The sequence below is a fragment of the Wolbachia endosymbiont (group A) of Apotomis capreana genome (assembly GCF_964027025.1).
In the GTDB taxonomy this organism is placed as follows: Bacteria; Pseudomonadota; Alphaproteobacteria; order Rickettsiales; family Anaplasmataceae; genus Wolbachia; species Wolbachia pipientis.
The window spans coordinates 622020-647807 of the sequence record NZ_OZ034721.1 but is presented as its reverse complement, the minus strand read 5'-3'; the positions used below and the strand labels follow the sequence as shown (position 1 = coordinate 647807).

Genomic DNA, 25788 nt, shown 5'->3' with positions numbered 1-25788 from the left:
TACTCCAAATTTAACTCACTAATTTTCTATTTTCAATCCACTTATTAAAATCTTCTTTGCTTACTGCTTCAACAACAATTGGCATAAATCCATGGCCTTGACCACACAATTCGTAGCACTGCCCATAATAAACACCAGGCTTTTTGATATTAAACCACGCCTCATTCAGCCTACCTGGTATCGCATCAATTTTTACACCAAAAGCCGGTACTCCCCAACTGTGTATCACATCTCCTGCTGTAACTTGTAAACGAACGTTAGTATTAACGGGTAAAATGATGTTGTTATCAACAGAGAATAGCTTTAAATCTCCTTCGATAAAGTCTTCTTTTCCCTTAATATAACTATCAAATGACACACCTTGATATTCTGGATATTGGTAGCTCCAATACCATTGATGGCCAATAACTTTTAGTGTTATGTCAGCTTTCGGTATTTCTTCCTGTAGCTTCAGTAATTTAGCGTTTTCAAAGGCTAATATTCCAACAATGATAGTTGGTATAACAAACCAAATAATTTCTAAAGGAACACTATGGGTAGTTTTACTTATGTTTGTTACTTTGCTTTTACGAAAGCGAAACGCTATATAAGCAAGCAGCGCCCACACAAAAAGCATTATTGTAACCATCACAAGCATCACAAACGAATGTGACCTAACTACAGCCTCCATTACTTCAGTTGCAGGAGCAGGAAATCCAAATTGCCAGGAAGTAGGAGCAGAGGCAACAGATATATTTGAGTAAAATATTATCAATAGTGCAAATAACTTCACCATATCTTTTGTTTGTTTGCTATAAAACTAAGTGATATACTGTATAATAGTATATATAAACTTACTATGCAAATAGAGATTAGTGATGGTTAATAATTTTTTAGCATTCAACAAGTATAATAGTACAATACTAATTGAGGAAAAAAGCATTTACATAAATCTATTGTAAGTAAAAATATTATAATATTTTAAATTAAGTATTTACTTTAAGTAAATTCTATAATAAGTTTAATAGTGTCTGTTACTGCTAATAACCCTCTAGCCTCACACCTAAAAGCAGTAACAGACACTATTAAACTTTATGACAAGTTTATAATCTGTAAGATCAAAGTCTTACAAGTTTCTTTATTTCATTATACATTGCAGTTTGTTAATTAACTTTTAATGCCTATGGTGGCATTTACAGCTTGGACCAAAGGTTTATGTATTATAGAAAATAATTATAAAAAAAACACACTATTTGTATACCATACAAACTTTTTTTATTCTGCATAGCTGAGTTACTAGATTCTGTAAACGAAATCTTTAGAGAAGCCAAATGGGCAAAGTTTCATGAAGGTCTTTGGCATCTCTTAGCATAGATCCCTTACTTAACCATCATACCGCGATTCATTCGCAGTATCTCAAAGCATAGATCCCGCTAACACGTAGCGGGATGACGATTGTCAGGCTAGCTGTCATCCCAGTGTCAAGCACTGGGATGACAAGGTATAAACCTTATCGTCATGCCGCCACAAACCGTCATACCGCGATTCATTCGCGGTATCTCTAGATCCCGCTAACAAGTAGCGGGATGACGATTGTCGTTTAGCCATAAACATTAAGAAATTTACCAAATAAAAAAAAAGGCAAAAGAAGCCCTGGGGTTATTATCCGCTTTAAAATATTGGCGTTTTTTATGTTTTAAACGCTTGACAAGCGAAATTCAGCTGCTTTTAATTGCAACTAACCTACGCTGCAAATGTTTAAGAAATTTACTAAGCAGAAAAAAAGACAAAGAATCCCCGAGTTAGCTAGTCTTTTACTATCTCTGTCGAGTATTGGCATTTTTTGATGTCTTGTAACGCTTTATAAGCGCGTTTCGGCTTATATAGGTAAAAACCCAGAAATTTTTAAAGACATGCGATGCACGTAGTGCGAAAAATTAAACATGAGACGCCAAATACCCTAAGTTTGACTCGCGACATAATGTTGAACATTTTTTTTTGCATTTCCAGAGCAAGTTCTTGAAACCTAAACATTATATGTACATCATCATGATCAATTCTAATGCATCTAACTAATGCTATGATGACCTTACCCAGAAAAAGTGGAGAGAAAGTTTGGAATGTTTTTTACAAAAAGAATGATCCATCAAATTGTTCTGGAATGCAATAGTTAATAGTGACGTTGTTTGTTATAAAAAATTTCTATATATTCAAATATAGCAGTTTTGATATGCTGTTTAGAGTGCCGAGAGGTGTCCATTGGTAACTCCCTTTTTAGAGAACTGAAGAAGCTTTCCACAACAGAATTGTCGTAACAACAACCTTTATGACTCATCTATGTTTTTTATGGATAAGAGATATTGATAACCTTGCGAAGTATATTGTGAACCTTGATCACTATGTAATAGTAGATTTTTGGCAGGTTTACGCTTGTTAACGGCCATTAATAAAGAGTCCATAACCAATTGTTTATTTATTGAACTGCTCATTAACTACCATGCGTGAATATAGATCGATTATTGTTGCCAAATATAGCCATCCTTCTTTGGTTTTTATATAAGTAATCCCATACTTTATTTGGTTGATCGACAATAAAGTTTTGGTCTAATATATTGGGAGCTACTGTCCGTTTGTTGTTTCTTAATTTTAAATTTTCTTCTCAATATAGCCTGAATACCATTTTTCTGCATAATACTTTGCACTGTTTTTAAGTTGCAACTTTTACCCAAAGCCTTCAATTCAGCATGAATTTTAGGAGCTCCATATCTACATTTAGAAGCTTGATATATTTTTTGAATATCTGCTAATAACTCTTTATTTGCTGATTCTCTACTGCTTATTTTCCTTGTAGTCCACTTATAGTAGCCACTAGCAGAAAATCCTACATAATTCCTGTACTTTATAGCAGTTACTATGCTCTTTTATAAAAAAATATTTTACTCTTTTTGACTGGCCAGGGCTTTTTTTTAAATGTCTCTTTCCCTTGTTACTCTTGCTTTGTAAATCAAACCTCTCTTTGTCGTAAGGAGCCATGTTACCTCTACCTGGAAATGCATTTGCCGCTGACTTTTTTTCGTTATATTTCTTCATCCATTTTCCTAATACACTATCCCTTATTCCTAGATCTCTTGCTACTTTTGCAACTGGTTGACCTACCTTTCTTTGTTCATTTGCCAGCTTAACAGCTTCCAATTTGAATTCTGCCGTATATTCTCTTGCCATTTCTAATCCTCCAAAATTTTATTTTACCCGAAAAAACTCCTTTCTTTCTCTCCACTTTTTCTGGGTAAGGTCAATTCGGAACTCTATTTCTTTTTTACGATCTTTACTTTTATTCTTATTGTTCATATAATATACCCTTCACTAATAATAAATTATTTTTAAATGTTTACTGTTATTTTCTTAGCAGTATTGGCATAAAGCCATAGCTTTTGGGTGAAGTCAAATCAAATTTTCAATTTTTTTTTGTTTATTTTTTTATGAAAAGGTAGAAGATATTAATAGCTGCTAATTTCTTTAAACGATGTTGTCGTAGATTCGTATTTTTATACACCAAAAAGGGTATCTTTGATGTCTCCTACAGCTCCAAACTCATAGCATCCATTTGCCAGCCTTTTAAGGCGCTTTATAGAAGGGTCAATAAAAGATGTACAAAAGGACGTCTAAGGTGCGTAGTAGCATTCTAAAGCCATCTATGGGAGACATTTTTTTCATCAACGCATTCAAAACTTAAAAAAATAAAAAACTTGAACATTTCTTCAGAATTGTGTATAATTATTAATGCTTTTTAAGGTTCTTTCTTATGACTTTTTCTAAGTTTCTTGATCCCAAAAATGATGTATCGTTTAAGCGTATCTTCGGTACTGAAAAAAATAGAGATATCCTTATTCACTTCCTCAATGATATTCTTGGCTTTACTGGTAAAAATGAAATAAAGGATATAGAGTTTTTAAGTACTATTCAAGACCCCGATATCGCCGCTAAAAAGCAAAGTATTGTTGATGTTCTCTGTAGAGATTCTACAGGTGCTCAATACATTTGCGAAATGGTGCGACCTGAAAGTCTTCGGTCATATTGTTTAAAAGGAGAGGAATTCATTCAGAAAGAAACTGAAAGGATTCTAAAACTTATTAAACCAGATGTTTTGCCGTCTGAGTCTACGCATCAGTGCGAATCGGGCAACCGGTTGGTGCCAAGCGATGCGGACAATGAACCTCCTCTTGAAAAAGAAGATGCTCAATCGTGAGAGGGGCATAAACTGCAAGCATCATGTGGTTGGAGGGCTAGGCTAGTGGTATGGTGAACGTAAGTGAAGCTTTATAAGTACCGATACGATGAAAGAGCTAAAGATGCTGATAAGCTCTGACCAAAAGGTAATGTGGATAAGTTACATTTTTTCATTTCTAGATGTACGCAAATAATAACTCCACCGGTATAGAGAAGCCACCTAACCCACTATTGTATGACTGGAGAAACAGGGTAAGCCTGTATTTTCGCCTACATGGCAAGCAAACCGCAAGGAATGCTGATGGAAGTGCAGGTAAAGGAGAATGGAGAAAGCGAATGCCATTTTGTAACGAAATGGATAGAATTTGTAACATTAATTCGCGTGAAAACGAGCAGACTTCCGTTTGGTCCCTCGTGACAAGAAACTTTGTTAACCACTTAAGGTAGGAAAGCAGATGATTACAAGTAAACCTGTAAGTGCATCTACCAAAAGCTTTGAAGCATGGAAGCAGTTGCCATGGAAGAAATGCCAGAAAGTTATTGTGAGGCTACAAAGACGTATTGTTAAGGCTGTCCAAGAAGGAAGATGGGGTAAGGTAAAAACTTTACAACATCTTCTCACACGCTCTTTTAGCGGAAAAGCTTTGGCTGTTAAGAGAGTAACTGAAAACCAAGGAAAAAACACAGCGGGTGTAGATCGTCAACTATGGTCAACTTGCAATGCTAAATTTCAAGGAATAAAGCAGTTAAAGCAAAGAGGATATAAACCTTCTCCGCTAAAACGGATTTATATCAGTAAATCTAATGGCAAAAGAAGACCTCTTGGAATACCCACGATAAAAGATAGAGCCATGCAAGCATTATATCTGTTTGCTCTGGAACCGATAGCTGAAACGATCAGTGATCGTCACTCCTATGGCTTTAGACCTAAAAGATCCTGTGCAGATGCTACAGTAGCTTGTCATTTGTTACTGGCAAGTCGTAATCAACTACAATGGATACTTGAAGGTGATATCAAAGGATGCTTTGACAACATTAATCATGAATGGCTTATGAAGCATATTCCTATGGAGAAAAAAATTCTGCATAGTTGGTTAAAAGCTGGCTTCCTAGAATCAAAAACTCTGTATCCCACAACTGCAGGTACCCCGCAAGGTGGTATAATTTCTCCAATACTAGCCAATTTAGCCTTAAACGGACTTGAAAAGTTATTGGAAAGTCGATTTGGTAAACTCGGCAGTAGAAAAAGAAACAAAATCAGAAGTGGAGTGAATGTAATCAGATACGCAGACGACTTTATTATTTCAGATTTCACACATGAAGTACTGGAAAAGGAAGTTAAGCCTTCAGTATCATCTTTTCTTCATGAGCGAGGTTTAATTCTGTCAGAAGAGAAGACAAAGATTACATCTATCACAACAGGGTTTGACTTTCTTGGTTGTAATGTACGTAGATATAATAAGAAGTTAATTATTAAACCTTCGAAAGAAAGTATTAAAAGACTTCTTAATAAAGCACGTACATTGATAAAAGCAAATATAGCGAACACTCAGGCTATAGTAATTAAGTCACTCAACTCTCTACTGAGAGGATGGGGAAATTACTATCACCATGTGTGTGCTAAAAAAGCGTTTAGAAAGATCGACAATGAAATTTGGCATAGTTTATGGAAATGGGCAAAGAAAAGACATCCTCGTAAAGGATTACGTTGGATAAAGAATCGTTACTTCAAAGTAATGGGTCAACGCCAATGGGTTTTTGCTGCACCCCTATGCAAGAACAAACCAAAAGAGATACGGTATTTAAGACTGCTTAAGCTGATTGATATACCTATCAGACGACATGTTAAAATCAGAGCGGATGCAAATCCCCTTGACTTAAAATGGAAAAAGTATTTTGATGAGAGAGTGAAACGAACAAGAATGTTAGCAAGCTCTTTCTCAAGAGAAGGTTCTCTACTGTTGGTGTCACCATTAAGAATGATGTTTCCTGAGGAATCATGAAGGACAAGCCGGTTCTAGAAAAGAAGAACTTAGATAAGGGGCTCAAGCGTAGTGTTGGGAAACCTGCATGCTGCGTTTCTAAGGGAGGGGGTAGTAGTAATACTGCTTCCTTACCTGACCAGTTCACTAAGACCAAGGGCTTCGAAAAGCGTGCTCAATATTATGCTGCTAAAGCCTATTCAAGTCAAGCTGATCAAGGTGATGACTATCATAACCTCAAGGAAATTATCTTTATTGCTGTTGCTGATTGTATTATTTTTCCAGACAAAGCTGAGTACAAATCTAATCATGTCATTTTAGATCAAAATAGCTTTGAACATGACTTAAAGGATTTTTACTTCGTATTCATAGAATTACCAAAATTTACAAAAACAAAGGAAGATCAACTAGAAAATATAGTAGAGAAATGGTGTTATTTTTTTCGATATGCAGGAGAAACAAGGGAAGAGGATCTAGATAAGATAGTTGGTAGTGATGTAATAATAAAACGAGCTTATGAAGAGATGAATAAGTTTAACTGGTCAGAAGAAGAATTACTAGCATATGAACAAATGAAAAAACGTATAATGGATGAAATAGCTGCTTTAGCTCAAAAATTTGATGAAGGTCTTAGGGTTGGAGAAGAAAGAGGCATCCAAATCGGCCAGGAAAAAGGCAGAAAAGAAAGAGAAATTGAAGTTGCAAAAAACCTACTTAAAGCAGGTGTATCTGTTGACTTAATAGCTGAATCTACCGGTCTTCCTAAAGTTGAAATTTCAAAACTTAAGGAAAAAGCCTAAGTATTGTAACTCCTTTAGAGCCCTTATCCATTAGTCTAATATATTAAAGCCTATATCTAACTCTTCCACTATTCTTGCTACTGGCCTATTTGATTCTCTCACTAATTCTACGTATCAGTCAAACATAGAATGCCTAAATATAGAAAATGTTTTTCATAAAATTTTTTTATCCTTGATAATTTTATTGTTGATATTTGATTCTAACTTTTGCATAATGCAGTAAATATTTTTATATAGGAGGTAGAATGCCAAGATGGACAGATCGTCATGCTAGAGTACTTGAAAAATTGCAAGATTCTATTCAACGTACAGATCCAAATGTTGCTGAAAAGAAATTAGCTATCAAGAGATGGGTAGAAAACTATATGGAGTATGTGCAATCCTTTAAGGATGATAAGCTGCAGTTTTTGTACAATATATTCCAAGATGAAAATTGTTGGTCGGATACAAGGTTAAATAATGTTTTTTTAGGTCAGAAATTGACTGAAGAGAAAATAGGTGGAATAGATAACCCACTGCCAAGGTATGATATGGCATCTAGGTATTGTATAATGGATAAGATAGGTGATTTTTTCAATAAACAGCTTGCATTCTCTAAGGGTCAATTTACTCCAGAAGAGATAGATAGTCAAGGTAATCCGATAAGTGATCAATATGTAAGAAACATTCTGCTATTATCTATGAAGAGGCGAGATCCAGTATGGCTTTGTTGCATAGCACTGATAGGCATGTAAATCACAGTGAATTTACGCAGCTAATTTAAATTTAGCCATACCTATATCAGTAAATTTGTTCAATAAGTAGCACTTAATTAACAGCTCTTTTTCACGATTTACCTCTGATTTATTTTTCAAGCCAAACCCAAATATTTGCTTCAACCTATAGAAAAAGACTTCAATATAAGACCGTGCTCCATACTTAACTTTTTTCTTCCATTCATTAATACCATCTTCATAATTCTCATATGACCTAATTCTACTAATATACTTGTTTCTTTCTGATAAGTAGTCAGCTAAACAAATTTTAGTATCCTTCCTAGGGCGAATAATAGGCACAATATTGTATTTTCTGCATTCTTTATACACACTTTTTATATCATAAGCCGCATCTGCTCGAATAGAACAAATGTTATATTTATCACTGACTTCTTCTAACATATCGCAGACCGGCAAATAGTCTACAGCAACACCACTAGTGTAGTTCATGCTTATTGCTTTCTTATCATTTATGTTTAAAACAACATGTAATTTTCTTACTTGACCATAACCACTGTATTTTCTTTTTCGAATATTAAGCTTACTATGCCCACCGTTATTATTGTAGATACTAACTCTAGTGCTATCTACGGCAATTTCAACATTTTCCAGATCATCTTTATTGCTTCTATGGTCATCAATCTTCAAATTAAGCTTTTTAAATCTTCTGGAAGCTTGTGTATAGCTGATAATCTTAAGTTTTTTGCCTATTTTTGTACCATATAACCTTTTACAGAACCTACAGCTTGTCTCAAGCCAATTCTAAAAAGATGAACTATTATGTGTATTAAAATTACAACTTTATCACTATCAGTGTTATTGCCACCTGCAACTTTTGGACTATTTTCATACCAATTTTCTATGGCTTGATTAACAAAATGAAAAACATTTCCTCTTTTTTTGAGAAACTCGTTATATTCTCTTTGGTTACTTACTCTCATTTTTTGTGGCATAAGTTGTGTGATTCATAGAGGTTATTACAGCAAAAATGTAAGATAAAATAAAAACTTTGACTTGTGATAGTTTAAATACCTTATTACAATCGTGACAGAAAATTTACCAATAAAAAGCAAGTGGATTCTAAAATCAAGTTACGTTTAAATTGGATAAAACTATATAAAAAACTAGGCCATGCAGGAAAAGTATGCCAACACTATAACATTTCACGCTTTACCTTACGAAAATGGTACAAACGTTATGAAAAGCTAGGTGCACAGGGATTGTCAAACCTTAGTAGCAGGCCTAAAACTTTACCCTTACAAAAAATCAACGAGTCAAATGAGCAGCTCATTCTTCATCTGAGAAAAGCTAGAAAATTAGGAGCAAGACGTATTCAAGCTGAATTGAAGCGTTTACATGATATCTCTTTTGCATTGGCTACTATACACAAAGTTTTGAAGAAACACGATGTAAGTCTTTTACGTATTAAACGCCACTATCGCAAGCAGATTAAGCGTTATAACTGCAAAGTGCCAGGAGAGCGTGTACAAATGGATGTTTGCAAAATATCCTCGGGGCTTTATCAATATACTGCTATAGATGATTGTATGCGTTATAAAGTTATCGCATTATACTCAAGGCATACTTCAAAAAATACTCTGGATTTCTTAAAACAATTAAGGGAAAGGGCTCCATTTCATTGTCAAAGGATTCAAACCGATAGAGGACAAGAATTTTTTGCTTACGAAGTGCAAGAGTGTCTAAAAGAATGGAAAATAAAATTCCGTCCAATTAAGCCGTTTTCACCACATTTAAATGGTAAAGTAGAAAGAGCGCAGCGTACAGATTTAGATGAATTTTATAGTAGCGTTAACATTAAGGATCATGAACTGCAAGTCAAGCTTAGGGATTGGGAAGAATATTATAATAAACAACGTCCTCATAGCTCTCTTCAGGGAAAGACTCCTTGGGAAAAATATAAAGAACTGGAAAAAACAATTCCTTGTCTAAGTGAAATACAAAAAAATTATATTTCATCAAAAGAAACGTTTGTCATGCAAAATTACAAACATGACCAAGAGTTAAAGTCACTTCAAAAATACAAAACCTCTTAACAGGTATTTCAAGTTCAGACTTGATCTGACAAATTAGTTGCAATAACCTCTATGAATCACACACTTTTAATCCGTACGAATAGTTCTCTATTTTGTCTATACCAGATTCATCAATATACAACAGATCTTTAGGAGATTCTGCCGATATAATTTTCAAAAATTCAGCTCGTTTTTCTTCGCTCCTTTTTTCGTATCCATAAGTCTTCTTTTTTTGCGTGTCAATCCAATTTTTCAGAGCTCTATGAATCGTTTGACGACTTATATTGCCCCAGAATTTGGCTACCTCTGATTGTGTTTTACCACCGTACTTTTTCACAAATTCTGCAAACGCATCCCGGTCGTGAATTTTATGATTATAGCACCTATTCTCCAATTTCTTCGATTGAAAATCTCCTGTTTCTTTCCTCCTTTTCTCCCATTTGTACAATGTTATAGCCCTTCTTATAATACTCCAAATATAGACCAGTAGCGTATTATAGTCTGTTCGGACTATTGTAAAAAGGGCTATACTCTACCAATTTTGAACCTTTTTGCTACTGCTGTTTTACTCTCTCCTTCACTCAACGCTTGAATGGCTTTTTTCCTTAAGTCATAGCTGTGTGCTGCTGACACTTTTATCTTCTCGTTACCCTAAATCCCTGTTTATCATGTTTCTATTATTAATTAGAAGGGCTATGCTAATTTATAACTGGTACTAGAAGATCTTTTGCTTGGTTAGAAAAATGTAGAAGGCTATAGAAAATTGTGAACAAAAACTCAACGTTAGACGATAAATGGTCGTTCTAGCTTTCGCTTCTTTGCTTCTGAAAAGATTATGAACAGGTTCTAAGTTTTATTACATGGAGGATTACCCACAACTGTGATTACTTACCTAACGGTTATCCTATGATTATTTTTAGTTTATCTTGTCTACCTGTTTTACCACTCTGCTAAGCAGGTATAACTTGACTTGTGGATTAAAAACAGTTAAGCATTGAGAAATAACGTATAAAAAAGTGAACAAAGTTGGTACCTCTTAAAACTTATTTAGAGGTTTAGCAGTTCATAAAAATCACTTTTCCAAAATATTACTCTCTCTTCCTATTCTCCTCTGAGCTAATGGCTGATGTAAAAGGCTTGATGGATCAGAAGGTCTCATTACATATAATAACTTTTTAAATTTTTGTTCATCTTTTTGTTCATCAGGAAAATGTTTAGCCAGTAATCCTCTATCTACATCCGGCCCTTCTGGAGTATGTTCTGGACCCGGTCTTATATTCGGCTCTTCTGGAGTATGTTCTGGACCCGGTCTTATATTCGGCTCTTCTGGAGTATGTTCTGGACCCGGTCTTATATTCGGCTCTTCTGGAGTATGTTCTGGACCCGGTCTTATATCCTGCCTTTCTGGAGTATGTTCTGGACCCGGTCTTATATTCGGCTCTTCTGGAGTATGTTCTGGACCCGGTCTTATATTCGGCTCTTCTGGAGTATGTTCTGGACCCGGTCTTATATTCGGCTCTTCTGGAGTATGTTCTGGACCCGGTCTTATATTCGGATTATATAGGCATTGTAAAACGCTTTGATAAGAATCATGGATAGATTGAAATATACCTTCCCTAAAATTACTAGTAGTCTTTTCAATTAAAAAATTAAAAGCTGATCTGCCATTCCATCTTCTTCCTTCGTAAGGTTTCTCATGCGAGTAAATAGTAGCTTTAATAGCTTTAATCAGAAAATGTTGATCATCTCGGTAGTAGTTATTTGCTTTCTCTAGTAGAAAGTCTAGAGGAGCAAAATTATTACTACTCTCATCTAAAACTAAGGAGTATAAGATACCACTTTCCATCATCTGTTGACGAGAAGAGCTATCCACTTTATCTAATATCAAACTTATGTCCTCATGATCAGCATAATTGATAGCCAACCGAATCGAATAGAACTCAAAACTAGAAAGGATTACTTGATCCAAACCTAATAATGAGGCTTGAGACAACACTTCCTGCAATCCACTCGTATCCTTATTTTTCAATACAGACCATAAAAGAATCTGTAATACTATTTGTTTGTTTAGCAGATTTATTTTACGATAAGAACTCGTTTCTAACGTATCGCTTAAACTTATCTCACTTAACTGGGTTGTTCTTAGATAAGCAATAACTTGAGGCTCTTTTTGACCTTTTTTATCTTTCCAGTACTTATCAGCTTCATCCTGGACTTTCTCCATATTCTTTAGTAGATCTACAACTTGCCCTTCTAAAATATGTTCTGTATCCAGTCTTATATTCGGCTCTTCTGGAGTATGTTCTGGACCCGGTCTTATATTCGGCTCTTCTGGAGTATGTTCTGGACCCGGTCTTATATTCGGCTCTTCTGGAGTATGTTCTGGACCCGGTCTTATATCCTGCCTTTCTGGAGTATGTTCTGGACCCGGTCTTATATTCGGCTCTTCTGGAGTATGTTCTGGACCCGGTCTTATATTCGGCTCTTCTGGAGTATGTTCTGGACCCGGTCTTATATTCGGATTATATAGGCATTGTAAAACGCTTTGATAAGAATCATGGATAGATTGAAATATACCTTCCCTAAAATTACTAGTAGTCTTTTCAATTAAAAAATTAAAAGCTGATCTGCCATTCCATCTTCTTCCTTCGTAAGGTTTCTCATGCGAGTAAATAGTAGCTTTAATAGCTTTAATCAGAAAATGTTGATCATCTCGGTAGTAGTTATTTGCTTTCTCTAGTAGAAAGTCTAGAGGAGCAAAATTATTACTACTCTCATCTAAAACTAAGGAGTATAAGATACCACTTTCCATCATCTGTTGACGAGAAGAGCTATCCACTTTATCTAATATCAAACTTATGTCCTCATGATCAGCATAATTGATAGCCAACCGAATCGAATAGAACTCAAAACTAGAAAGGATTACTTGATCCAAACCTAATAATGAGGCTTGAGACAACACTTCCTGCAATCCACTCGTATCCTTATTTTTCAATACAGACCATAAAAGAATCTGTAATACTATTTGTTTGTTTAGCAGATTTATTTTACGATAAGAACTCGTTTCTAACGTATCGCTTAAACTTATCTCACTTAACTGGGTTGTTCTTAGATAAGCAATAACTTGAGGCTCTTTTTGACCTTTTTTATCTTTCCAGTACTTATCAGCTTCATCCTGGACTTTCTCCATATTCTTTAGTAGATCTACAACTTGCCCTTCTAAAATATGTTCTGTATCCAGTCTTATATTCGGCTCTTCTGGAGTATGTTCTGGACCCGGTCTTATATTCGGCTCTTCTGGAGTATGTTCTGGACCCGGTCTTATATTCGGCTCTTCTGGAGTATGTTCTGGACCCGGTCTTATATCCTGCCTTTCTGGAGTATGTTCTGGACCCGGTCTTATATTCGGCTCTTCTGGAGTATGTTCTGGACCCGGTCTTATATCCTGCCTTTCTGGAGTATGTTCTGGACCCGGTCTTATATTCGGCTCTTCTGGAGTATGTTCTGGACCCGGTCTTATATTCGGATTATATAGGCATTGTAAAACGCTTTGATAAGAATCATGGATAGATTGAAATATACCTTCCCTAAAATTACTAGTAGTCTTTTCAATTAAAAAATTAAAAGCTGATCTGCCATTCCATCTTCTTCCTTCGTAAGGTTTCTCATGCGAGTAAATAGTAGCTTTAATAGCTTTAATCAGAAAATGTTGATCATCTCGGTAGTAGTTATTTGCTTTCTCTAGTAGAAAGTCTAGAGGAGCAAAATTATTACTACTCTCATCTAAAACTAAGGAGTATAAGATACCACTTTCCATCATCTGTTGACGAGAAGAGCTATCCACTTTATCTAATATCAAACTTATGTCCTCATGATCAGCATAATTGATAGCCAACCGAATCGAATAGAACTCAAAACTAGAAAGGATTACTTGATCCAAACCTAATAATGAGGCTTGAGACAACACTTCCTGCAATCCACTCGTATCCTTATTTTTCAATACAGACCATAAAAGAATCTGTAATACTATTTGTTTGTTTAGCAGATTTATTTTACGATAAGAACTCGTTTCTAACGTATCGCTTAAACTTATCTCACTTAACTGGGTTGTTCTTAGATAAGCAATAACTTGAGGCTCTTTTTGACCTTTTTTATCTTTCCAGTACTTATCAGCTTCATCCTGGACTTTCTCCATATTCTTTAGTAGATCTACAACTTGCCCTTCTAAAATATGTTCTGTATCCAGTCTTATATTCGGCTCTTCTGGAGTATGTTCTGGACCCGGTCTTATATTCGGCTCTTCTGGAGTATGTTCTGGACCCGGTCTTATATTCGGCTCTTCTGGAGTATGTTCTGGACCCGGTCTTATATTCGGCTCTTCTGGAGTATGTTCTGGACCCGGTCTTATATCCTGCCTTTCTGGAGTATGTTCTGGACCCGGTCTTATATTCGGCTCTTCTGGAGTATGTTCTGGACCCGGTCTTATATTCGGCTCTTCTGGAGTATGTTCTGGACCCGGTCTTATATTCGGATTATATAGGCATTGTAAAACGCTTTGATAAGAATCATGGATAGATTGAAATATACCTTCCCTAAAATTACTAGTAGTCTTTTCAATTAAAAAATTAAAAGCTGATCTGCCATTCCATCTTCTTCCTTCGTAAGGTTTCTCATGCGAGTAAATAGTAGCTTTAATAGCTTTAATCAGAAAATGTTGATCATCTCGGTAGTAGTTATTTGCTTTCTCTAGTAGAAAGTCTAGAGGAGCAAAATTATTACTACTCTCATCTAAAACTAAGGAGTATAAGATACCACTTTCCATCATCTGTTGACGAGAAGAGCTATCCACTTTATCTAATATCAAACTTATGTCCTCATGATCAGCATAATTGATAGCCAACCGAATCGAATAGAACTCAAAACTAGAAAGGATTACTTGATCCAAACCTAATAATGAGGCTTGAGACAACACTTCCTGCAATCCACTCGTATCCTTATTTTTCAATACAGACCATAAAAGAATCTGTAATACTATTTGTTTGTTTAGCAGATTTATTTTACGATAAGAACTCGTTTCTAACGTATCGCTTAAACTTATCTCACTTAACTGGGTTGTTCTTAGATAAGCAATAACTTGAGGCTCTTTTTGACCTTTTTTATCTTTCCAGTACTTATCAGCTTCATCCTGGACTTTCTCCATATTCTTTAGTAGATCTACAACTTGCCCTTCTAAAATATGTTCTGTATCCAGTCTTATATTCGGCTCTTCTGGAGTATGTTCTGGACCCGGTCTTATATTCGGCTCTTCTGGAGTATGTTCTGGACCCGGTCTTATATTCGGCTCTTCTGGAGTATGTTCTGGACCCGGTCTTATATCCTGCCTTTCTGGAGTATGTTCTGGACCCGGTCTTATATTCGGCTCTTCTGGAGTATGTTCTGGACCCGGTCTTATATTCGGCTCTTCTGGAGTATGTTCTGGACCCGGTCTTATATTCGGCTCTTCTGGAGTATGTTCTGGACCCGGTCTTATATTCGGATTATATAGGCATTGTAAAACGCTTTGATAAGAATCATGGATAGATTGAAATATACCTTCCCTAAAATTACTAGTAGTCTTTTCAATTAAAAAATTAAAAGCTGATCTGCCATTCCATCTTCTTCCTTCGTAAGGTTTCTCATGCGAGTAAATAGTAGCTTTAATAGCTTTAATCAGAAAATGTTGATCATCTCGGTAGTAGTTATTTGCTTTCTCTAGTAGAAAGTCTAGAGGAGCAAAATTATTACTACTCTCATCTAAAACTAAGGAGTATAAGATACCACTTTCCATCATCTGTTGACGAGAAGAGCTATCCACTTTATCTAATATCAAACTTATGTCCTCATGATCAGCATAATTGATAGCCAACCGAATCGAATAGAACTCAAAACTAGAAAGGATTACTTGATCCAAACCTAATAATGAGGCTTGAGACAACACTTCCTGCAATCCACTCGTATCCTTATTTTTCAATACAGACCATAAAAGAATCTGTAATACTATTTGTTTGTTTAGCAGATTTATTTTACGATAAGAACTCGTTTCTAACGTATCGCTTAAACTTATCTCACTTAACTGGGTTGTTCTTAGATAAGCAATAACTTGAGGCTCTTTTTGACCTTTTTTATCTTTCCAGTACTTATCAGCTTCATCCTGGACTTTCTCCATATTCTTTAGTAGATCTACAACTTGCCCTTCTAAAATATGTTCTGTATCCAGTCTTATATTCGGCTCTTCTGGAGTATGTTCTGGACCCGGTCTTATATTCGGCTCTTCTGGAGTATGTTCTGGACCCGGTCTTATATTCGGCTCTTCTGGAGTATGTTCTGGACCCGGTCTTATATCCTGCCTTTCTGGAGTATGTTCTGGACCCGGTCTTATATTCGGCTCTTCTGGAGTATGTTCTGGACCCGGTCTTATATTCGGCTCTTCTGGAGTATGTTCTGGACCCGGTCTTATATTCGGCTCTTCTGGAGTATGTTCTGGACCCGGTCTTATATTCGGATTATATAGGCATTGTAAAACGCTTTGATAAGAATCATGGATAGATTGAAATATACCTTCCCTAAAATTACTAGTAGTCTTTTCAATTAAAAAATTAAAAGCTGATCTGCCATTCCATCTTCTTCCTTCGTAAGGTTTCTCATGCGAGTAAATAGTAGCTTTAATAGCTTTAATCAGAAAATGTTGATCATCTCGGTAGTAGTTATTTGCTTTCTCTAGTAGAAAGTCTAGAGGAGCAAAATTATTACTACTCTCATCTAAAACTAAGGAGTATAAGATACCACTTTCCATCATCTGTTGACGAGAAGAGCTATCCACTTTATCTAATATCAAACTTATGTCCTCATGATCAGCATAATTGATAGCCAACCGAATCGAATAGAACTCAAAACTAGAAAGGATTACTTGATCCAAACCTAATAATGAGGCTTGAGACAACACTTCCTGCAATCCACTCGTATCCTTATTTTTCAATACAGACCATAAAAGAATCTGTAATACTATTTGTTTGTTTAGCAGATTTATTTTACGATAAGAACTCGTTTCTAACGTATCGCTTAAACTTATCTCACTTAACTGGGTTGTTCTTAGATAAGCAATAACTTGAGGCTCTTTTTGACCTTTTTTATCTTTCCAGTACTTATCAGCTTCATCCTGGACTTTCTCCATATTCTTTAGTAGATCTACAACTTGCCCTTCTAAAATATGTTCTGTATCCAGTCTTATATTCGGCTCTTCTGGAGTATGTTCTGGACCCGGTCTTATATTCGGCTCTTCTGGAGTATGTTCTGGACCCGGTCTTATATTCGGCTCTTCTGGAGTATGTTCTGGACCCGGTCTTATATCCTGCCTTTCTGGAGTATGTTCTGGACCCGGTCTTATATTCGGCTCTTCTGGAGTATGTTCTGGACCCGGTCTTATATTCGGCTCTTCTGGAGTATGTTCTGGACCCGGTCTTATATTCGGCTCTTCTGGAGTATGTTCTGGACCCGGTCTTATATTCGGCTCTTCTGGAGTATGTTCTGGACCCGGTCTTATATTCGGCTCTTCTGGAGTATGTTCTGGACCCGGTCTTATATTCGGCTCTTCTGGAGTATGTTCTGGACCCGGTCTTATATCCTGCCTTTCTGGAGTATGTTCTGGACCCGGTCTTATATCCTGCCTTTCTGGAGTATGTTCTGGATCCGTTCTTATATCCTGCTCTTCTGAGCTTCGATAAGATAGTATTCCTTGATATCCTTGTCCTAATAATATCTCAATATTCTTCTTTATATATTCGTTAAGATTTGTAAGCTTTCTCAAGTTGTTCAATTTCTCATCTCTGTTATTAACTAACAACCTTTCAAGTACTTTCTTATAATTAATTTCTTTTCTTTTTAAACTCTCAAAATGTTCTTTTATAAATTTTATGGAAATATTCTTCAGCAATAGGTTTATTATTTTAATATATTCCTCTTCACCTAAGGTCAATACCATACTGAATACTCCTCTATCAATCATAAACTTTCTTGCAACTTTTCTCTGATATTCGGGATTGAGTTTTCGATACAATTCTTGATATAATGAATACTCACCTCTATTAATAAGGTAATCAAATAGATTATAACCAGAAGAGTTAGTAGTACACAGTACTCTAGATCTGAAAGATATGACCTTCTTCTTATTGCCATTTACTTGCTCTGCTCTTTCCAGATGATTAATCAGGAGGCTAAGGATTCTTTTTTTTGTTCCTGAATTAGTTTTATTACTTAAAACTGTAAAAAACAATGCATTATTCCCAGTATGCAATGACTGACGGGTAACATCATCTTTTTTTTCTAATAACAGTTTTATGGTATCTTCCTGCCCTAAATAACATGAGAACATTAAGGAAGTTATCTGTTGTTGCCTATCATATCTATCAAAGCACCATTTCTTATCCCTGAAAGTTACTGCATAGATTGGAACATATAATCCTTCTAACGATAGTACTGTACTGCCTGACGCATATTCTTGTTGAAAATTATGTTTATCATATATTTGTTTAAATAATTTAGTTACCACAAAATGCTTTGAACCATGATATCCTAAATCTCTAGTAATCTCCTTGTCAAGATCAATAACACAACCATAATAAAAATCTTTTTCTCTATTATAACGTTGCGCAGGTGACTCGTGATTATCTGTATAATGCGGATAAATGGGAGTGTAACCTAATTTAAAAGAAAAATCTTGCACATGATCACAAAGCAGTTGATGACCAGGCAAAATTTCTCTATTTGTACTCAAGGTAAGATGGACATGCCTAGCTATCCTCTTTGAAATACAACTAACATTGGAGTTGCCTATTGATACAAGATTCATGTAACTTGCCCAGTTACGTCCTTTTTCTGAAACAATTGATACTGTTGAATCGCGCTCCAGAACATGCTGGTTCATTTCCTTGTCATCTTCCATCCCTGTTCCTACGTAGGTCCCTAGGAAAGTTTTAGGCTCTATACTTTCATTAGTTGCTAAAAATACCCCGTAAACCGTTCTTTCTACTAAGTAGGCAATTTTTGCAATCATAATCTTAGAATGATTTTTCTCTATATTAAATTCATAATCGAAGTCAAGCGCACCGTGATCATACCGAACATAATTCTCTATACCCTCCTCGTACTTGACTTTTCCTTCTTTCTTAAGTTTTTCCTTAAATTGCGTTAAAGTATATTTCTCTGATCGATCTTCATCAATAAGTATATTATCGGTGATTAGATGATGGCCTTTCGAGACTTCCACAGGACCATCTTTTCCTATACTTTTTAAGAATTTCTCTTTTTTACTTAAGGGTATGTTACTCAAAAGATTGTCTAAGAACCAGTTTGAATGTAATAAATTCTTTAATCGATCTGATAACCGACCAATGTTAGAGTATATTTCTAATGCTAAATCCTGATCTGAACATTGATGAATATACTGCAGCTTATCTAGTACCTTACCAATAGCCCTTACTAAGAAATTTGTTTCTACTTTCTCTCTCGTCGATCTTGATATTTTACTTAATACCAACAATATCTTACTAGAATCAGAAATATTGCTTTGAAGACTATCAATATTAGAAAGTAAGTTTACTATATTGTTAGTAAATCCCTTATCAACAAAAGTTTCTTTTTCTCGATTAACAAGATTGACAAGTATACCCAAACAAGCTACAATAGAAGAAATATGCAACCAATTTTTATCAGAGTAAATATTATCTAACTCACAATTACTAAGGCATACAACTAAAGAACCAATTAATATAGATAGCTGACTTTTTATTGTTACTAAATTGTTATGAACTAATGCAGACAATATATAGGTCATATTTATAATATGGTTTATATTATGTTCTTCAGGAGCGAGTTTAATAGCCTGATCTAGAAGATCAGAAACAAAAATCCTGTAAACATTAGCATTAAAAGTGACATGAGAAGAAGTAGCTAATCCCTGGTTAATTCTACATAACCTTATTAGCACGCTAAGGATAGAAACAATCTCCCGAAACTCAAAATCCTTGGAGAATTTTTTTCCATTTTCTATAAGCTTACCAGCAAGGTATTGGACATTTCTACTGTTTAATACCTCTACCGGCCATCTTGATAAGACTTTATAGATGTCAGCAATATTTTTACCAAAATTAAATAATGAATTGTTTCCCATCATCTCAGGATTAAAGATAGAAGCTATATAATCATCGCTCACTTTTTCTCCCTGAGGACTAAACCAAAAACCACATAATTCCTTAAAACATTCTGCAGCTTCCACTCCCGTTTTAGATAAAACACTGCACACTTCAGCAAAACTTATTTTTTTATCTAATATATGCTGTAGCTCTGGCTTTGGTTTACCTCTATTATCGAACAAAACATCATGAAATTTCTTGAATGCTTCTCCAATCCTTACTCCTGACCCCGATAGCGCTCTGGATATGCTGCTAAAATCTATCTTACTATTTAATATATGCTGTAGCTCTGGCTTTGGTTTACCTCTATTATCGAACAAAACATCATGAAATTTCTTGAATGCTTCTCCAATCCTTACTCCTGACCCCGATAGCGCTCTGGATATGCTGCTAAAATCTATCTTACTATTTAATATATGCTGTAGCTCTGGTGTTGGGTTTCCTCCAGCATCAAGTAAAATATTATCAAGCTCCTTAAATACTTCTGGAACCCGTTCTCCTTCTCTGCTTAGTATATCTGATATATCATTTATAGTTATTTCATTATTCAACATAGCCTGCAGACTGGGTAACGGAACTCCCCAACTATCAAACAAAGTGTCATGTAAGGCCTGAAAACATTTTTTAACATCGGATTCCACTCCATGTAAGACAGCAGATATATTATCTGGATCCATTTGCTGAATTAACATATGTTGCAAATCTGTTGTTAGTTCACCATAACAATCAAAGAAATCATCATGCAATCCCTTAAACTCCTCTGCGGCATTTGTTCCTGCATCAGCTAAAATACTGAAAAAATTATCCAGAGTTAGCTCACTATCTAGTATATGCTGTAGCTCTGGTGTTGATATGCCTTCAGCATCAAATAAAACATCATGCAATTTCTTAAATACCTGTGGAGCATTTGCTCCCGCCTTGGCTAAAACATTTAACAGTGCGCTAGAACTTATCTTGCTATTCAATATATGCTGTAGCTCTGGTGTTGGGTTTCCTTCAGCATCAAATAAAATATCATGAAATTTCTTGAATGTTTCTGCAATCTTTACTCCTGACCCCGATAGCACTCTGGATATGCTGCTAAAATCTATCTTACTATTTAATATATGCTGTAGCTCTGGTGTTGGGTTTCCTTCAGCATCAAATAAAACATCATGCAATTTCTTGAATGCTCTTGCATAATTTATTCCTGATTGATTTAGAACACAGAGTATGCTGGTCATTCTTATCCCGCTATCAAATGTATGCTGTAGTTCTGGTGTTGGGTTTCCTTCAGCATCAAATAAAACATCATGCAATTTCTTAAATGCATCTGGAGCCTTTGTTCCTGCTTTGCCAATAATAGCAGACAGAGAAGATAAATTTATCCTGCTACCTAATATATGCTGTAGTTCTGGTGTTGGGTTTCCTTCAGCATCAAATAAAACATCATGAAATGCCTTGAATGTCTCTAGAACCCTTGTTCCCGAAGAGATTAATACGGCGGATAGGAAGGAAAAAGTTATCTTCGTATCAAATATATGCTGCAGCTCTGGTGTTGGGTTTCCTTCAGCATCAAATAAAACATCATGAAATGCCTTGAATGTCTCTGGAACCTTTGTTCCTGATTTTCTTATTATGGAAGACAGACTAGCCAGAGAAATTTCGCTATTTAATATATGCTGCAGCTCTGGTGTTGGGTTTCCTTCATCATCAAACAAAACATCATGAAGTGCCTTGAATACTTTTGGGGCTTCTTCTCCTGTTCGAGCAGGTATCATACTGAATACTGTAGAAAAATTTACCTTGTTACCTAACATATGCTGTAGCTCTGGTGTTGGGTTTCCTTCAACATCAAACAAAACATCATGAAATGCCTTGAATACTTTTGGGGCGTTTACTTTTGACCCATTAATAATACCAGACAGAGAAGATAAATTTATCCTGCTACCTAATATATGCTGTAGTTCTGGTGTTGGGTTTCCTTCATCATCAAATAAAACATCATGAAATGCCTTGAATACTTCTGGAGCCTTTCCTCCCGTCTGAGCAAGAACGCAGGATATGTTGCCAAAATCTATCTTACTATTTAATATATGCTGTAGCTCTGGTGTTGGGTTTCCTTCAGCATCAAATAAAACATCATGAAATGCCTCGAATGTCTCTGAAGCCCTTTCTTTCGATCCATTTGTGATGTTGGATATAGAAGATAAATCTATTTTGTAATCTAACATATGCTGTAGCTCTGGTGTTGGGTTGCCTCTAATATCAAACAAAGCATTATGAAATTTATTAAATCTCTTCACAGCCTCCGCTCCTGAGTGAGATAGCGCACTGGATATGTAGGAGAAACTCACCTTACCAGATAATACACTAAGTAGCTTTGGTGTTGGGTTTCCTTCATCATCAAACAAAACATCATGTAATTCCTTGAATACTTCTGGAGCCCTTATTCCCGATTCAGCTAATATGCTGAGGAGATTACTAATAATCAACTTGCTACTTAGTATATTCTGTAGCTCTGGTGTTGGATTTCCTTCAGCATCAAATAAAACATCATGAAATTTCTTGAATGCTTCTGGAGCCCTTATTCCCGACCCATTAATAATACCAGACAGAGAAGATAAACTTATTCCGCTATCTAATATACGCTGTAGCTCTGGTGTTGGATTTCCTTCAGCATCAAATAAAACATCATGAAATGCCTTAAATGCTTCTGGAGTCCTTGCCTCAGATATTCCACTGCAGAAAGAGGAAAAATCCATCTCATTATCTAATATATGCTGTAGCTCTGGTGTTGGGTTTCCTTCAGCATCAAACAAGGCCCCATGAAATTTCTTGAACCTTTCTGGACCATGTACTCCTGATCCCTTTAACACTACGGATATACTACTCATACTCAAGTTTTGCTTCAGTATATGCTGCAGCTCTGGTGTTGGGTTTCCTTCAGCATCAAACAAAACATCATGAAACTTCTTGAATACTTCTGGAGCCTTTCCTCCTGTTTTACTAATAATAGAAGACACAGAAGATAAATTTATCCCGCTATCTAATATATGCTGCAGCTCTGGTGTTGGGTTTCCTTCAGCATCAAACAAAACATCATGAAACTTCTTGAATACTTCTGGAGCCTTTCCTCCTGCTTTACCAATAATAGAAGACACAGAAGATAAATTTATCCTGCTATCTAATATATACTGTAGCTCTGGTGTTGGGTTTCCTTCAGCATCAAATAAAACATCATGAAATCTCTTGAATACTTCTGCAGCTTTTTTTCCTGATGAATTTAGCATGCCGGAAATATTACTTATAGTTAAACCTTGATCTATAAAATGCTGTTGCTCTGGTGTTGGATTTCCTTCAGCATCAAATAAAACATCATGCAGTTTCTTAAATGCTTCTGGAGCATTTGCTCTTGATTGGGAAAGTATACTAAATATGCTAGGTAGCCTTAACTTGTGATCTAATATGTGCTGTAGCTCTGGCTTTGGTTTACCTCTCTTATCAAATAAAGCATCATGAAACTTCTTGAATACTTCTTGAACCTTTAGTCCCACTCCCCCAATCACGGAGGACACATTGGAAAAAGTTATCCCGCTATCTATAAAATGCTGTAGCTCTAGTGACTCTTCTCCCTTATCATTAAACAAAACACTATGCAAATTCCTAAATGCTTCTGCAGCGTTTACTCCCGCTCCAGTTAGCATGCCAGACAAGCAATTAAAACCCATACCTTGATCTATAAAATGCTGTTGCTCTGGTGTTGGGTTTCCTTCAGCATCAAACAAAGCATCATGCAATTTCTTGAATACCAATGCACTCTTTGCTTTTGACCCAGATATAATGCTGGATACACCAGACATATTTAACCCGTTATCTAACATGTGCCGCAGCTCTGGTTTTGGATTTCCTTCGGCATCAAAGAAAGTATTATGCAATTCCTTGAATGGGCATGCAATCTCCCTTGCTCCACCTAGCATGCTGGAAATATTACTTATAGTTAAACCTTGATCTATAAAATGCTGCAGCTCTGGTTTTGGATTTCCTTCAGCATCAAATAAAACATCATGCAATTTCTTGAATGCGTCTACAGCCTTACTTTCTGCTACTCCAATCATAGAGCACACAAAGGAAATAGCTAACCCTTCATCTATAAAATGCTGCAGCTCTGGTTTTGGATTTCCTTCACCATCAAATAAAGCATCATGAAATTCTCTAAATGTCAATAAAAAATTTTTTCTTGATGCTTTGAGAATATTGAATAAACTAACTAGATTGAAACCTGATTTTAAAAAATGATCTAGCTCTGCTTTTCCACTTCCTTGTGCAGTAAACAAAACATTATGGAGATTATCGAATATTTCTTCAATTCTTAATACTGATCCATCTATAATAGTTAATACATTACTTATAGTTAGCCCTCTATCTATAAAATGCTGCAGCTTTGGTGTTAGATTTCCTTCAGCATCAAACAACATATCATATAATCTATGAAATAGCCTTACAATACCTGTTCCTGCTTTATTTAGTATTCGAGCTACATTAGAGACATTTAATTCGCCACCTAACATATGCTGCAGTTTTGGTGTTGGATTTCCTTCAGTATCAAACAAAACATCATGTAATTCATGGAATGTCCGTACAGCCTCTACTCCTGTTCGACTCATCACCTTAGTTATATTATTGATATTTAACCCGCTATTTAACATGTGCTGCAGCTCTGGTGTTGGGTTTCCTTCAGCATCATATAGGACACCAATAAATCCTTGAAGTGATTGCACAGCCAACGGCCCTTTTTTATACACAATATGGGCAATATTCCCCACAGTTATATTGCCATTTAGTATATTTTTTAGCAATGGTGTGTAATCTCCGTTATCATAAAACAAAACATCATAAAATGCGTTGAATACTTCTGCAGCACACATTTTTGTCTGAGCAAGAATATCTTTTATATTATTGGAAGTTATCCCAGCATGTAACATGAGCTCTAGCTTTGGTGTATTCCTTCCTTGATTATCAAATAAAGTGTTGTAAAGTTCCTCGAATGCTCTTGGAGCGCTTGCTCCTGCTTGACTCAGAATGTGAGCTAGATTAGCTAGAGTGATCCCCAGATTTAATATATTCCATAGTTTTGGTGTTGGTTCTCCCTGAAGATTAAACAACCTATCATGGAACTCCTCAAGCACTTCCACAGCATTACCTCTCAATGGATTAAGAATACAAGACATACTACTTGTACAGTTATTCCTAACAAAGGAATTAAAGATAGCTTTTCCTTTTTCTGTATCGAAGAATTCTAAGAAAAGACGTCTATTGCATTTTGTACTAATGGTTTCCGCAAATTTAACTCTTTTACTTGAATTGACATCTTCTCTTGAAATACTAAACATAACTCTTAATAACACCTCTTACTATTTTTGATATAATAAAACAACTATATAAACCCTTGATGCACTCATTATTAACTAAACACTTATAGTCACATCTAAATGGAAGGCCTATTAGACAAATTTTCTTCTAACCCAAATTTAACTCCTCTCACGTAATAGAAATTAATAATTCTATTCGATAGTATTTCATTTTTAAAAATTGTCAACTATCACTCTGGAAATTTTTTAGAGATTTGGAATAATTTTTTATAACAGGCTCAATACATGGACTTTTGTTTTCTTTTAAATTCTATTTTTGTCACAAGCTTACCTTAATTCTTCTGCAAGTAAATCAATATTAATTTAGTAATATATCTTATTAAAAACCTAGACAACACAACCATTTCCAGCGCTTAAAACGCAGGGTGGTGAGAA

At 35.6% G+C, this 25788-nt stretch carries 14 protein-coding genes and 2 pseudogenes; 6 read left to right on the top strand and 10 right to left on the bottom strand.

All coding sequences use genetic code 11. The annotated features are described in order from the left end of the window. Positions 1–10: 10 nt before the first annotated feature. The 6 genes from coxB to AAGD50_RS03205 form a co-directional block, all read right to left on the bottom strand. Positions 11–775: a cytochrome c oxidase subunit II gene (gene coxB / locus AAGD50_RS03225; RefSeq protein WP_010962498.1), complete on the bottom strand. Its 765-nt coding sequence runs from the start codon at positions 773–775 to the stop codon at positions 11–13. Positions 776–1449: 674 nt separating this feature from the next. Then, on the bottom strand, positions 1450–1587 hold the full coding sequence (locus AAGD50_RS03220; protein WP_174515962.1) for a hypothetical protein: 138 nt from the start codon (positions 1585–1587) through the stop codon (positions 1450–1452). Between the two features lie 562 nt (positions 1588–2149). Next, positions 2150–2314 carry an IS3 family transposase gene (locus AAGD50_RS03215; protein WP_264724206.1) on the bottom strand — a complete coding sequence of 55 codons (165 nt, stop codon included), beginning with the start codon at positions 2312–2314 and terminating at the stop codon, positions 2150–2152. Continuing rightward, positions 2304–2468, bottom strand: coding sequence for a DDE-type integrase/transposase/recombinase (locus tag AAGD50_RS03210; protein WP_156768661.1), 165 nt, complete (start codon positions 2466–2468; stop codon positions 2304–2306). The genes AAGD50_RS03215 and AAGD50_RS03210 overlap by 11 nt, the downstream gene beginning before the upstream one ends. Positions 2469–2552: 84 nt before the next feature. Continuing rightward, positions 2553–2768, bottom strand: a complete 216-nt coding sequence (locus AAGD50_RS06805) for an IS3 family transposase (RefSeq protein WP_245836010.1) — start codon at positions 2766–2768, stop codon at positions 2553–2555. Positions 2769–2847: 79 nt separating this feature from the next. Next, a complete protein-coding gene (locus tag AAGD50_RS03205) occupies positions 2848–3201 on the bottom strand; it encodes a transposase (protein WP_253303621.1) in 354 nt (117 codons plus the stop codon). Between the two features lie 580 nt (positions 3202–3781). Here AAGD50_RS03205 and AAGD50_RS03200 point away from each other — a divergent pair. The 5 genes and pseudogenes from AAGD50_RS03200 to AAGD50_RS03180 all read left to right on the top strand — a co-directional run. Beyond that, positions 3782–4027, top strand: a pseudogene (locus AAGD50_RS03200) (PD-(D/E)XK nuclease family transposase); the annotation flags it as partial. Positions 4028–4386: 359 nt separating this feature from the next. Beyond that, complete coding sequence (locus AAGD50_RS03195) at positions 4387–4653, top strand: hypothetical protein (RefSeq protein WP_338482311.1); 267 nt, start codon at positions 4387–4389, stop codon at positions 4651–4653. 8 nt (positions 4654–4661) lie between these two features. Then, the gene (gene ltrA, locus AAGD50_RS03190) at positions 4662–6209 is read left to right on the top strand and encodes a group II intron reverse transcriptase/maturase (protein ID WP_341809996.1); all 1548 of its coding nucleotides are present in this window, start codon (positions 4662–4664) and stop codon (positions 6207–6209) included. Beyond that, entirely contained in the window at positions 6206–6988 is a 783-nt protein-coding gene (locus AAGD50_RS03185) for an Rpn family recombination-promoting nuclease/putative transposase (RefSeq protein ID WP_230609053.1), read from the top strand. Before ltrA ends, AAGD50_RS03185 begins: the two co-directional genes overlap by 4 nt. A gap of 245 nt (positions 6989–7233) precedes the next feature. Further along, a complete protein-coding gene (locus AAGD50_RS03180) occupies positions 7234–7722 on the top strand; it encodes a hypothetical protein (RefSeq protein WP_341810136.1) in 489 nt (162 codons plus the stop codon). A 12-nt stretch (positions 7723–7734) separates the two neighbouring features. Here AAGD50_RS03180 and AAGD50_RS03175 read toward each other — a convergent pair whose 3' ends face one another. Then, on the bottom strand, positions 7735–8391 hold the full coding sequence (locus AAGD50_RS03175; protein WP_230609067.1) for a transposase: 657 nt from the start codon (positions 8389–8391) through the stop codon (positions 7735–7737). Between the two features lie 59 nt (positions 8392–8450). Further along, complete coding sequence (locus AAGD50_RS03170) at positions 8451–8696, bottom strand: transposase (protein ID WP_265041134.1); 246 nt, start codon at positions 8694–8696, stop codon at positions 8451–8453. Between the two features lie 120 nt (positions 8697–8816). Here AAGD50_RS03170 and AAGD50_RS03165 point away from each other — a divergent pair, with 120 nt between their 5' ends. Continuing rightward, on the top strand, positions 8817–9797 hold the full coding sequence (locus tag AAGD50_RS03165) for an IS481 family transposase (RefSeq protein WP_265024677.1): 981 nt from the start codon (positions 8817–8819) through the stop codon (positions 9795–9797). A 70-nt stretch (positions 9798–9867) separates the two neighbouring features. On the opposite strand, the pseudogene AAGD50_RS03160 reads toward AAGD50_RS03165, so the two are convergent. Beyond that, positions 9868–10409 (bottom strand): annotated as a pseudogene (locus tag AAGD50_RS03160) (hypothetical protein); the annotation flags it as partial. A gap of 439 nt (positions 10410–10848) precedes the next feature. After that, positions 10849–25374 (bottom strand): hypothetical protein, encoded by a 14526-nt coding sequence (locus AAGD50_RS03155; protein ID WP_341810135.1) that lies wholly within the window; start codon positions 25372–25374, stop codon positions 10849–10851. Positions 25375–25788: the final 414 nt, after the last annotated feature.